The sequence below is a fragment of the Maribacter luteocoastalis genome (genome assembly GCF_048890225.1).
GTDB lineage: Bacteria > Bacteroidota > Bacteroidia > Flavobacteriales > Flavobacteriaceae > Maribacter > Maribacter luteocoastalis.
On sequence record NZ_JBMFZG010000001.1, the window covers coordinates 726,265 to 738,250 of the forward strand.

Consider the following 11,986-nt stretch of genomic DNA (forward strand, 5'->3'; position numbering starts at 1 on the left):
GGTTTTAAGTTACAAATTTTCAGTTTAGAACCTACCTTATGAATTCCCAGTGAGCTACCGCACGAATCCATAAGTTGTCGCACGAATCCTTTCATGTGGCAGCCTAAGATATATATAACACTACCTCAAGTGATCTTTTGTATGCATTGTTATTTAAAAAGGGGAACTGCCTTAAAAATCCTACAAATAAACAGGAGTCTCAAACAACACCTTGCATATTAATTTATAAGCATAAAAAGAGCCCCTACCAAAATGGCAGGGGCTCTTTTCTTATCAGGATATTCTTTTTCTCTAACTAAACTTTAGTTTCCTTTCTATGGCGCGGATCATCTCATTGGCAATATCCTTGCCCGTTGCGTTTTCTATACCTTCCAAGCCTGGGGAGGAGTTTACCTCCAACAACAGGGGGCCTTTATTGGAGCGGATGATATCTACACCTGCAACAGCCAAGTTCAATACCTTGGCAGCCTTTAAGGCCAGTTTCTTTTCTTCTGGGGTAATCTTTATAATAGAAGCCTTTCCGCCTTGGTGGATATTGGCCCTAAACTCGCCTTTTTCCGCTTGGCGCTGCATACTGGCCACCACCTTGCCATTTACAACAAAACAGCGTATATCTTGCCCGTTGGCCTCCTTAATAAATTCCTGTACCAAAATGTTGGTGTTCACACTTTTAAAGGCATTGATCACACTTTCCGCCGCCTTATTGGTCTCTGCCAAAACCACTCCTTTTCCTTGGGTGCTTTCCAAAAGTTTTATGATCAAGGGCGCCCCGTTTACCATTTTGATCAGGTCCTTGGTATCCATAGGTGATTTGGCAAAGCCAGTAATGGGTATATGGATATCGTTCTTAGAGAACAATTGGGAGGCAAAAAGCTTGTCCCGGGACTGCGTAATGGATTCTGCCGAATTCTGGCAATATACCCCTAGGTTATTAAACTGCCGTATCAAGGCACACCCATAAAACGTAACCGCTGGTTTTATGCGCGGTATTACAGCATCAAATTCCTTTAGGATATTCCCACCACGGTAGCGTATCTCTGGCGAATGCGCATCCAATTTCATGTACGCCAATTCCACGTTCAAAAATACAATCTCGTGCCCGCGTGCCTCTGCCGCTTCTATTAATCGTTTATTACTATATAAGTTGGGGTTGCTCGCCAACAAGGCAATCTTAAGGCCTGTTTTCTCCTTAAAATAGGGTTTGTACTTGGTGTTGATCTGCTCCTCCGAAAAATCCTGTATCTGATAGTTTATGGCAGGGTTTACCATATACCTATCAGTCAAGGCTTCCCTCCCCAACAGCATACGAAACTCCATGGTATCCCTATTCGCCAAGGTAAGCTCTATATCAAAGGTGTCATTGCCCAAGGTTACCGGAGTACGTACCACCAAACGTTCCTCAGCAATACCGCTAGAACTTTTAACCATTCTACGGTCTACCAAACGGGCCTCGCACATAAGGGCGATACTCCTGTTCTCTTGCAGGGGGTTTACCTCAAACTTTACCCATTCCTGGGCACCTTTATTAACAATCTTAATGTTGGTAGCCTGTATGGACGATGTCTTGGCACCGGAATCTACCCTTGCCTTAATAGCGGGTACTCCCAAATCCTTAAAAACACACCATTCCTCACTACCAATAATCCTTAAATTTTCCAATCTTATTTTTTTCTTAGTTCAAATATATCCGTTCTTCTGTCCTTTAGATTTCGTACGGCGCCAAATTGGTTTAGTTCCCTTAATAAATCTATATCAACATCGGCAATTAAGATCATTTCTGTATTTGGTGTAGCCTCTGCCTTTATACCGTTTGTGGGAAACGAAAAATCACAAGGGGTAAATACCATGGACTGCGCAAACTGTATATCCATGTTCTGAACATTAGGCAAATTGCCTACACTACCGGCAATGGCCACATAACATTCATTTTCTATTGCCCTCGCTTGCGCACAGTTACGCACCCTGGAATATCCGTTTTGGGTATCGGTCAAAAAAGGGATAAAAAGAATATCCATACCCTCATCGGCAAGAATCCTACTCAGCTCTGGAAATTCGGAATCATAACAAATAAGAATCCCGATTTTTCCACAATCTGTGTCAAATGCCCTCAATTGATTACCGCCTTGCATACCCCATACCTTTGCCTCATCTGGGGTAACATGTAGCTTTTCATAACGCTCCATACTACCGTCTCGCCTGCATAAATAGCCCACATTATAAAGCCTGCCATCTATCATTTCTGGCATACTGCCCGTGATAATATTGATGTTATATGAAATGGAAAACTCGGAAAACTTCTGCACTATGGCCTCGGTATGTTTTGCCAATTCCCGAATGGCATTAGGTGTAGACAGGTGGTTGTCCTTTGCCATTAAAGGGGCATTAAAAAACTCTGGAAAAAGGGCAAAATCTGACCTGTACCCAGATACGGCGTCTACAAAATATTCTGCCTGTTGCAATAATTCGTCCAAATCCTTATAGGGGCGCATTTGCCATTGGATCAAGCCCAAACGGATTATCTTCTTTTTAGTGGCGGCCTTTTCAGATGGTTTTTGATAATAGATATTATCCCACTCCATTAAAATGGCAAAATCATTGGAAGCAGCATCCCCCTCCAAATACCCTTTCATGACCTTGGCAGGATGAAAATCATTGCTTATCTGGAAATTAAGTACCGGATCATGAATTTCCTTTCTCCGCACTTTATCAATATATTCCTTAGGGGTTAGCTCATCTGAATATTTATGATAATTAGGCATTCTTCCCCCAAAACAAATACTTTTTAAATTCAGTTTCTCACAAAGCTCCTTGCGATAATCATACAACCTACGCCCTAAACGCAATCCACGGAACTGGGGCTTTATAAACACTTCTATGCCATAGAGCACATCCCCTTCATTACTATGGGTATTAAAGGAATAATTACCGGTGATTTGTTTGTAGGTATGTACATCACCGTAAATTTCATAATCCACAATAATGGACAATGCCACACCAGCCAACTCCCCATTGATCTTTATGACCACTTGACCTTCCGGAAATTTTTCTATTAAAGATTTTATGTGCTCCTCTTTCCAATAGGCACCTGGCATATTGGTATAGGCAGAAATCATAGCAGTCTTAAGCTCTTGGTAGTCATCTAGATCCAAGAACTTTAATTCTATATTTTCAATATCCTCAATTTTCATCTATAATAACCAAATTGGATAATTATAAGCATTTCGTTTAGGGCAATAAAAAGTAATCAGAAGCACTTGCATGCTCCTAAAAGTTGTAATCAGTTAATTTAAAGGGGCAAGAATCTTTAAACCTAATCGTCGTCACCATCTACCATATCCTCCGGATTTGGCTCAACTACAGCATCTGGATCATCATCATCAAAGTCTTCATAATCATCCTCATCATAATTTTCCATCGTGTACTCTAGCTTGGCACTAATCTTAACAAGATATTTGGTGTCCTCGGTAAGCACTTCAACAGCCTCTATACGTTCGCCTTGACCATTTTTAAATGAAATGATGTTACGATCGTCATACCCATCTGGGTAGCGTTCTACCAAAAGCTTTAGTACTTCTGGTGTCAACTTTTTAAAATCGACGATTACTTTTTTTAAATTTGGGTTTCTTTCCATAATTACATGTCCAAAAGGTAAGCAAAAATCAAAGGCGCAACAATAGTTGCATCACTTTCTATTATAAATTTAGGGGTGTTTATATCTAATTTCCCCCATGTTATTTTTTCGTTGGGCACTGCGCCAGAATAGGAACCATAACTTGTGGTACTATCACTTATTTGGCAAAAATAACTCCAAAAAGGCGTATCTGTACGTTCCATATCTTGATATAACATAGGTACGACACAGATAGGGAAATCACCCGCAATACCACCACCAATTTGGAAAAAACCTATTCCATTTTCAGAATTATCGGTATACCAATCTGCCAAAAAGGTCATGTACTCAATACCCGATTTCATGGTTGATGCCTTTAACTCCCCTTTCATAACATAGGAAGCAAAGATATTGCCCATGGTACTATCTTCCCAACCTGGGCAGATAATTGGTACGTTTTTCTCAGCCGCGGCATACATCCAAGAATCTTTTAAATCTATCTCATAGTATTCCTCCAACACTCCTGACAGTAACATTTTATACATATACTCATGTGGCAAGTAACGTTCTCCCTTGTCATTGGCATCTTTCCAAATTTCGAAAATATGTTTTTGCAACCTTCGGAAGGCCTCTTCCTCTGGAATACAGGTATCGGTAACCCTATTTAAACCTTTTTCCAATAAGTCCCATTCCTCTTGTGGGGTTAGGTCACGATAATTGGGAACACGTTTATAATGTGAATGTGCTACCAAGTTCATAATATCCTCCTCTAAATTGGCCCCTGTACAAGAAATGATAGCGACCTTATCTTGACGTATCATTTCTGCAAAGATCTTACCAAGCTCGGCAGTACTCATGGCACCTGCCAAGGAAACCAACATTTTAGCACCATTGTTCAATTGGTCCTCATACCCTTTTGCAGCATCTACCAAAGCGGCAGCATTAAAGTGTAGGTAGTATTTCTCCAAGAAATTTGAAATGGCACCCTTAGTCCTCATCGTCATTGAATTTTAGATTGTTATTGGATTTGTAATCCACGTCATATGTATTGTCATATTCATCACCGGCATCTTCTCCCTGAAACTTATAACTTAACATCTTATAATATAATTTTGCCGCCAAGAAATCTGATGATTTGTCCACTTCATTTGGGCAAAGCTCAACAATATCAAAGCCTACCACGTTCTTTTCCTCAAAAACCTGTTTTAAGAACTCTAAAGTTTCGTACCAAAACAACCCACCGGGTTCTGGGGTACCTGTAGCAGGTAAAATTGATGGGTCAAAAGCATCTAGGTCAAAAGTGATGAACACATTATCTGTCATCGCCTCAATAACCTTGTCCATCCAATATTCATCAGTTACCATATCATGCGCAAAGAAAGTCTTCTCGTCATCCATGAATGTTTTTTCAATGGCATCCATAGACCGTATGCCCACTTGAATTAAATTAGTGGTTTGGCTAGCCTCATGAACTGCACAGGCGTGGTTAAACTTAGTGCCATCATATGATTCCCTAAGATCGGCATGTGCATCAATATGTAGCACCGTAAGGTTGTCAAAACACTCATTAAAAGCGCGAATAGTGCCAATGGAAATAGAATGCTCCCCACCGAACAAGGTTACAAATTTATTTCGTTTTATAAAATCCTTTGTGGTCTTGTGTACAGCATTAACCATTGCCTCCGGAGAACTGTTCTCTACAATGGCATTGGCCAAATAAATACCTTGCTCATATACCTCTGAACCGGTTTCAATGTCATAAAGCTCCATGTTCTCAGAAGCCTCTAAAAATGCCTTTGGGCCTTTATCGGCACCTTTGCCCCAAGTACTGGTTCCATCATAAGGAACAGGAATTAAAATTACTTTGGCCGTTTCCAATTGTGCGAATTGATCAGGTATACCTGCATAATTCTTAGATGTACTCATTCTTTAAAGATTTATACTAGTTTAAATTAGTTAATTGTTGCTTTTGATTTTTTACTGTTTTTTGACTTTGATTCTGTTGGTGTTTCACCATACCCAAGAATATCTAAAAGTTCTTCAGAAGTTTGCTGTGGACTATAAAGGGTAGTCACCAGATTTCCTTTTTCGTCTTTATCTATTAAAATATGCTTCGGTTGAGGAATTAAACAATGTTGTAAACCACCAAAACCACCAATAGTCTCTTGATAGGCACCCGTGTTAAAAAAACCAATATAAAGGGGTTTATCTCTTCTATATTTTGGCAGGTAAATGGCGTTCATGTTCTGCTCGCTGTTATAGTAATCATCACTATCGCATGTAAGTCCGCCCAACAACACACGCTCATATTCATCGTTCCAACGGTTAATAGGCAGCATAATAAAGCGTTTGTTAATAGCCCAAGTGTCTGGAAGGGTAGTAATAAAAGAGGAATCTATCATATTCCATTTTTCCCTATCGTTTTGCTGTTTTTGGTACAAAATCTCATAAATCGCACCACCACTCTCACCAACCGTAAAGCTCCCAAACTCCGTGAAAATATTTGGAACCGGGACCCCTGCCTCATCACATGCTATATTGATCTGGTTTAGAATCTCATTGATCATATATTGGTAGTCATAATCGAAGGCCAAGGAGTTTTTAATAGGAAAACCACCGCCGATGTTTAAGCTATCCAATGATGGGCATATCTTTTTAAGACGCACATAGACCTTTAAACATTTAACAAGTTCGTTCCAATAATAGGCATTATCACGGATACCGGTATTAATAAAGAAATGCAACATCTTCAATTCTACCTTGTCATTATCCTTAATTTGATTCTCATAAAATGGAACAATATTTTTGTAGCCAATCCCTAACCTAGAGGTATAAAATTCAAACTTCGGCTCTTCTTCAGATGCTATTCTGATTCCTATTTTAAAGGTATCATCAATTACATCGGACAGTAGATCTATTTCTTCATAGTTATCTATAATAGGAATACAGTTACTATGGCCATTATTGACCAATCTCCCTATATTCTCTATGTACTGATCACGTTTAAAACCATTGCAGATAACATATGCATCGTCCTTTAGTTTGCCATCTGCCTTTAATTTCTCAACAATGTTTATATCAAAGGCAGAAGATGTCTCTATATGGATATCGTTTTTTAAAGCCTCATGCATAACATGTTGAAAATGGCTACTTTTGGTACAATAACAATAGTGGTATTTCCCTTTATACCCATTTTTCTCTATGGCATTGGCAAACCAATTTTTTGCCCTGCCAATATTCTCAGATATCTTTGGCAAATAGGTGAATTTTAATGGACTCCCATACTCTTCAATAAGGTCTTTTAGGGGAATATTATGAAATTGGAGGTTATCTCCATCAAGGGTAAATTCCTCTTGTGGGAAAAAATAAGTTTGATCTATAAGATCAATGTATTTGGTATTCATTTAAAAACTTAAATTTTAAAAGTGAGAATTTCGGTAAAAAAAAAGAAAAGTTAACTACTGTTAACGTTAAAAAAACATCATTACTGAAAATATCAGATAAGAATCTGTTCTTGTGTAGTAGGTATAAAGAAGTAGTTGTGCTGACTCTGCACAATTTCACTACAAAATTCGGAAGTTAGCTTTAAAATTCGGTCACTCATCTGATAAGCAGCTTTGGGTATTGACTTCCTAATTCCCCAGAGCCCGAACATAGAAACAAATTTCACGATGTTCAGCTAAAAGTCTGAAATTTCAAAATTGTTTTTATCAATTTTGAGGGCACAAATGAAAACAAAAAAAATGGAAAAACAAGTTTTTTGTAAAAATTTACGATTATTGACTAATAATAATGACTTAAATTTAAAATATACGATGTAATACATTTACTGTCAATGACTTAAATTTAAACTTAAATTTAAAAAAATAACCTATGAGAACAATAAAACAAGGCCATCTTGTAATACTATTGATAGTATTTTACACGAACTTCTCATTAAAGGCTCAAATTATACCTGGAGTTTACAAGGCCGTAGATCAAAATATAAATCACGAATTAAAAATAAGTGATGACTATTTAATTTATTCAATCTACAAAAAAAAGCCTGCTACTTTTATAAAAACAGTAGGCGGTTTTTATTCCATAGACGATAACACTTTAAAATTAATAGTAGCGTTTAATAGTAATTTTGAAGCCGATGCTGTAAGGGAATTAAACCTACCTTTTAGCATAATTGAAAATGGATTGAAGTTAACAACTACAGACTCGGAAATAGAGTTTCAAAAACTAGAATCCTTATCACAAGATTTAGATGGCCAATGGTTGTTCGCTACACGTGGGCCAGATTCTGGGCAAAAACGCCGCGGTGAGGAAAATGCCCGAAAGACCCTAAAATTTCTGATGGATGGGCGGTTTCAATGGATAGCCTACCAAACAGAAACTATGCAATTTTCAGGTACAGGTGGGGGGAGTTTTACCTCTGAAGATGGGATTTACACAGAGAATATAGAGTATTTTTCAAGAGATAATACACGTGTAGGCGCTACTTTAAAATTTAATTATGAGATAAAAGAAAAAGACTGGCACCATACCGGCATTAACAGTAAAGGTGAACCTATGTACGAGATTTGGACCAGTAGAAATTAATGCTGATGGTACCGTTTTTAAACTAGCCCATTATTTTAAACATATTATCCATAAAATATTTTATTTTTGCCCTCCTATTTATTGGCCCCGTAGTTCAATGGATAGAATAGAAGTTTCCTAAACTTTAGATGCAAGTTCGATTCTTGCCGGGGCTACAAAGTAGTGATACAAACATTCGAATCACGTAAAAAGCGAAGCTTTTGAATCGAGGTTTATATTGAGCGCAGCCGAAATGATTCTTGCCGGGGCTACAAATAGGCACTCGCATGTACGCCAAAGGCCGCAGCTGACTGACAATAAAAAAAGGTAAATTTACTTTCCTTTTTTTATTGAAGTTAGGGTAGTGTTACTTCGCTAAGAGTGTTTTTAGACGTTGCCACAATAAGAACAACGAAGTTATTTCTTGCCAGGGCTACTTTTCAGTTTTAAGACCCATGCTTTTACTCAACTTTTCCCTTAATTTTGTTTTTGGGTATTGCATAGCTCTAGAAAACAGGAAATCATCCAAATGGATTATTAAATCCGCAATGCTCTATTAAGTCTATATTTACCCAATATTTTGAGCTAAAACACTAGTCATGAAATTCGTTATTGCACCAGACAAATTTAAAGATTCATTAACTGGCTTTGAATTTTGTGGTGCCGTGGAAGAAGGATTGAGAAAAGTTTTCCCAAATGCGGAAATACTAAAATTGCCATTGGCAGATGGTGGTGACGGCACTATGGATGTTGTAAAGCACTATATAGAAGGAGAAACGATATCCCATACCGTAAATGACCCATTTTTCCGCCCTATTAAAGCTTCATATCTCTATTCGAGAAAAAACCAAATAGCCTATATTGAAATGTCCGAAGCCTCTGGTTTAAGATTGCTCAAGGAAGAAGAACGTAATTGCATGCGAACAACCACTTTGGGTACTGGCGAACTTATTTCGAACGCCCTTAATCGCGGTGCCAAAGAAATCATTTTAGGAATTGGAGGTAGTGCTACCAACGATTGTGGTATGGGAATGGCCACGGCATTAGGTTTTGAGTTTTATGATAATAATGAAAATATGCTCCTACCAATAGGAGAAAATTTGATTCATGTAAACAGGATATCTTCTTCCAACAAAGACCAAAGACTTAATAATGTTAAGGTAAAGGTTGCCTGTGATGTAACCAACCCGTTATTTGGGGATAATGGGGCAGCCTATATTTATGCTGAGCAAAAAGGGGCAACAAAGGAAGATATTGTCAAATTGGATGATGGATTAAAAAACATGGCACAAGTCCTAGACGAGCAATTCTACAGTAATATACAAGGTATAGAAGGTGCTGGTGCAGCTGGAGGATTGGGTGCAGGTACCCGTGTTTTTTTAAATGCCAGTTTAACTTCAGGGATAGAGTTGATAAAAGAAATTGTTGATTTTGATACAAAAATCAAAGGGTCCCATTGGATTATTACAGGTGAAGGTAAATTAGACGGACAAACCTTATCTGGAAAAACAATTCATGGGGTACTAAATTCTGCTAAAAAAAGAAACATTCCGGTAGCTGCTTTCTGTGGCGCCATGGAAATTTCCATAGCCGAACAGGAAGAATTTGGACTTGATTATGCTGTTTCTATAGTACAGGGAGTTTCTAATTTGGATGAAGCCATGGCCAATGCTTATGCTAATTTAGTACATGCTGCATACAACTTTGCCAAGCTTTTAAAACAAACCTTCTGATTTGGATTTAAAAATAACCTATTCCCAAACCTCAACAACCATCTCCACTTCAACAGCCATATTACCCGGCAAAGAACCCATACCTACTGCAGCTCTAGCATGTTTCCCATTTTCACCAAAAACAGCAACCATCAAATCAGAATATCCGTTTATAACTTTGGAGTGATCCTTAAATTCTGGTATGGCATTCACCATACCGGTAACTTTAATGACTCTTTTCACCCTATTTAAATTTCCTAGTTCAGCCTTTAGTACAGATAATTGATTGATGCCTGCCTCCTTTGCGGCTTGGTATCCTTCTTCAATATCTAAATCAGCACCCAATTTACCTACTATATTCTCACCATTTGCCTGTTTTGGCCCTTTTCCTGCTAGAAACAATAAATTTCCACTCCTTATGGCATGTACATAATTGGCAACCGGTATCCCTTGGTCCCTAAGGGAGATATCCAAAACTGATAAATTGGCTTCTGGATTATAATTTTCAGGAATTTCCGAGGTGAAGTTATCCCTCAATGGTTTATCAATAGTTGAATTGCAGCTAGTTAAGGCAATAAGTGATACTATAAAAACTAACAAATATGATAAAGAGTCTTTAAATATTGAGGCCATGACGTTCAGTTTTATAGAGAAAAGTTATTCATTCTTACTTAGAAAGTTAAAAATATCAATACATACGCTTAAGAAAGTATCATTTCGTTAAAAAATCATAGATATTATTTCATTTTTATTAGTTTAGCGCATTAACCAAAATAATTAAACCAAATAAAATATGGAAAGTTCAACCGCAACTTCTAATGTAAATGCAAATAGGCTGTTTTATGCCAGTTGTTTTGCACTGATTACCACGGCCTTCTCCTTTGCAATTGCTGCAGGCATATTAGACCAACTTAAAACAGAATTGGAATTAACTGCGAGTCAAGCAGGACTAATAACCTCAATGTGGTTTGCCGGATTCCCTATTGCCATGGTAATAGGTGGATTAATATATCACAAAGTTGGTGGTAAAATGATTATGCAATTTGCATTTTTCGCACACACTGTTGGTATCATATTACTTATTTTTTCAGGTAGTTACATGGGTTTATTGATAGCGAACCTTCTTATAGGTTTAGGTAATGGTTGTACTGAAGCCGCTTGTAACCCTATGATTGCCGATGCATATAAAGGTACTCGAATGAGCAAAATGCTAAATCGATTCCACATGTGGTTTCCTGGAGGTATCGCAGTAGGAAGCTTACTATCAGGCTTTATGACAGATTTTGGCATTACTGGACAAAGTCAAGTATGGTTGCTTTTAATTCCAGCTGTTATTTATGCTTATTTATTCTTCGGACAAACTTGGCCTAAAGCAAAAATTGAAGAAGCCGCAACATTAAGTGGAAATTTAAAAGGTATGTTTACACCATTATTCCTATTTATCGCGGTTTGTATGGCACTAACCGCTATTTCTGAATTTGGACCTAACCAGTGGGTTGGACTAATCCTTTCTAAGAGTGGGGCAGAACCAACATTGATTTTGGCATTAACGGCAGGTTTAATGGCAGTAGCCAGATTCTTTGGAGGAAACATGGTGGCAAAATTTAACCAAACGGGCGTACTTTTGGGCTCTGCTATTTTAGCCACAATAGGTATTTATTTATTTAGTACACAAACTGGGGCAATGGCGTATGTAGCAGCGGTAATATTTGCATTAGGTATTGCTTACTTCTGGCCAAATATGATTGGTCTAACAGCAACCAAAACACCCAAAACTGGAGCTTTGGGAATGTCTATTATAGGTGCCATCGGTATGTTTTCTACTTCTATCTTTCAACCAATAATTGGTGGATGGATCGATGCTGACAGAGCTGCCGCATCTGCCCAAGGCCTAACAGGTGACGAATTAGAACTTGTTTCTGGACAGGAAACTTTGTCAACAATGGTCCTTTTTCCAGCAATCTTGATAGTTCTTTTCACCATACTATATTTTTGGTTGAAAAATAAAAATAGTGAAGTAGAAATGGCCACAGCGTAACCATAGCTATAATCATATAAAAAAGGCAGAACAAGTAATTGTTCTGCCTTTTTTAATTTT

At 37.9% G+C, this 11,986-nt stretch carries 10 protein-coding genes and 1 tRNA gene; 4 read left to right on the forward strand and 7 right to left on the reverse strand.

Features of this window, described 5'->3' with window-relative positions; all coding sequences use genetic code 11:
- Positions 1 to 291: 291 nt before the first annotated feature.
- From rimK to ACOCEA_RS03160, 6 genes are all read right to left on the reverse strand, one after another.
- The gene (gene rimK, locus ACOCEA_RS03135) at positions 292 to 1,659 is read right to left on the reverse strand and encodes a 30S ribosomal protein S6--L-glutamate ligase (protein ID WP_420754738.1); all 1,368 of its coding nucleotides are present in this window, start codon (positions 1,657 to 1,659) and stop codon (positions 292 to 294) included.
- Between the two features lie 2 nt (positions 1,660 to 1,661).
- Positions 1,662 to 3,188 carry a bifunctional GNAT family N-acetyltransferase/carbon-nitrogen hydrolase family protein gene (locus ACOCEA_RS03140; RefSeq protein ID WP_420754739.1) on the reverse strand — a complete coding sequence of 509 codons (1,527 nt, stop codon included), beginning with the start codon at positions 3,186 to 3,188 and terminating at the stop codon, positions 1,662 to 1,664.
- A 122-nt stretch (positions 3,189 to 3,310) separates the two neighbouring features.
- Positions 3,311 to 3,631, reverse strand: a complete 321-nt coding sequence (locus ACOCEA_RS03145) for a hypothetical protein (protein WP_420754740.1) — start codon at positions 3,629 to 3,631, stop codon at positions 3,311 to 3,313.
- 2 nt (positions 3,632 to 3,633) lie between these two features.
- The gene (locus ACOCEA_RS03150; protein WP_420754741.1) at positions 3,634 to 4,608 is read right to left on the reverse strand and encodes a deoxyhypusine synthase family protein; all 975 of its coding nucleotides are present in this window, start codon (positions 4,606 to 4,608) and stop codon (positions 3,634 to 3,636) included.
- Positions 4,598 to 5,536, reverse strand: coding sequence for an agmatinase (gene speB / locus ACOCEA_RS03155; protein ID WP_420754742.1), 939 nt, complete (start codon positions 5,534 to 5,536; stop codon positions 4,598 to 4,600). The genes ACOCEA_RS03150 and speB overlap by 11 nt, the downstream gene beginning before the upstream one ends.
- Before the next feature lie 26 nt (positions 5,537 to 5,562).
- Positions 5,563 to 7,014: an arginine decarboxylase gene (locus tag ACOCEA_RS03160; protein ID WP_420754743.1), complete on the reverse strand. Its 1,452-nt coding sequence runs from the start codon at positions 7,012 to 7,014 to the stop codon at positions 5,563 to 5,565.
- A 469-nt stretch (positions 7,015 to 7,483) separates the two neighbouring features.
- Here ACOCEA_RS03160 and ACOCEA_RS03165 point away from each other — a divergent pair, with 469 nt between their 5' ends.
- The 3 genes from ACOCEA_RS03165 (at position 7,484) to ACOCEA_RS03175 (ending at position 9,909) form a co-directional block, all read left to right on the forward strand.
- The gene (locus tag ACOCEA_RS03165; RefSeq protein WP_420754744.1) at positions 7,484 to 8,197 is read left to right on the forward strand and encodes a hypothetical protein; all 714 of its coding nucleotides are present in this window, start codon (positions 7,484 to 7,486) and stop codon (positions 8,195 to 8,197) included.
- A gap of 83 nt (positions 8,198 to 8,280) precedes the next feature.
- Positions 8,281 to 8,352: transfer RNA gene (locus ACOCEA_RS03170), tRNA-Arg, on the forward strand.
- Positions 8,353 to 8,775: 423 nt separating this feature from the next.
- On the forward strand, positions 8,776 to 9,909 hold the full coding sequence (locus tag ACOCEA_RS03175; protein ID WP_420754745.1) for a glycerate kinase: 1,134 nt from the start codon (positions 8,776 to 8,778) through the stop codon (positions 9,907 to 9,909).
- An 18-nt stretch (positions 9,910 to 9,927) separates the two neighbouring features.
- Here ACOCEA_RS03175 and ACOCEA_RS03180 read toward each other — a convergent pair whose 3' ends face one another.
- On the reverse strand, positions 9,928 to 10,521 hold the full coding sequence (locus tag ACOCEA_RS03180) for a RidA family protein (protein WP_420754746.1): 594 nt from the start codon (positions 10,519 to 10,521) through the stop codon (positions 9,928 to 9,930).
- Positions 10,522 to 10,681: 160 nt separating this feature from the next.
- Here ACOCEA_RS03180 and ACOCEA_RS03185 point away from each other — a divergent pair, with 160 nt between their 5' ends.
- Positions 10,682 to 11,926, forward strand: coding sequence for an MFS transporter (locus tag ACOCEA_RS03185; RefSeq protein WP_420754747.1), 1,245 nt, complete (start codon positions 10,682 to 10,684; stop codon positions 11,924 to 11,926).
- Positions 11,927 to 11,986: the final 60 nt, after the last annotated feature.

Bases quoted from the DNA above. Each gene is read 5' to 3' on its own strand.
- ACOCEA_RS03140 (WP_420754739.1), bottom strand. From the start codon at position 3,188: ATGAAAATTGAGGATATTGAAAATATAGAATTAAAGTTCTTGGATCTA.
- ACOCEA_RS03145 (WP_420754740.1), bottom strand. From the start codon at position 3,631: ATGGAAAGAAACCCAAATTTAAAAAAAGTAATCGTCGATTTTAAAAAG.
- ACOCEA_RS03150 (WP_420754741.1), bottom strand. From the start codon at position 4,608: ATGAGGACTAAGGGTGCCATTTCAAATTTCTTGGAGAAATACTACCTA.
- speB (WP_420754742.1), bottom strand. From the start codon at position 5,536: ATGAGTACATCTAAGAATTATGCAGGTATACCTGATCAATTCGCACAA.
- ACOCEA_RS03160 (WP_420754743.1), bottom strand. From the start codon at position 7,014: ATGAATACCAAATACATTGATCTTATAGATCAAACTTATTTTTTCCCA.
- ACOCEA_RS03165 (WP_420754744.1), top strand. From the start codon at position 7,484: ATGAGAACAATAAAACAAGGCCATCTTGTAATACTATTGATAGTATTT.
- ACOCEA_RS03175 (WP_420754745.1), top strand. From the start codon at position 8,776: ATGAAATTCGTTATTGCACCAGACAAATTTAAAGATTCATTAACTGGC.
- ACOCEA_RS03180 (WP_420754746.1), bottom strand. From the start codon at position 10,521: ATGGCCTCAATATTTAAAGACTCTTTATCATATTTGTTAGTTTTTATA.
- ACOCEA_RS03185 (WP_420754747.1), top strand. From the start codon at position 10,682: ATGGAAAGTTCAACCGCAACTTCTAATGTAAATGCAAATAGGCTGTTT.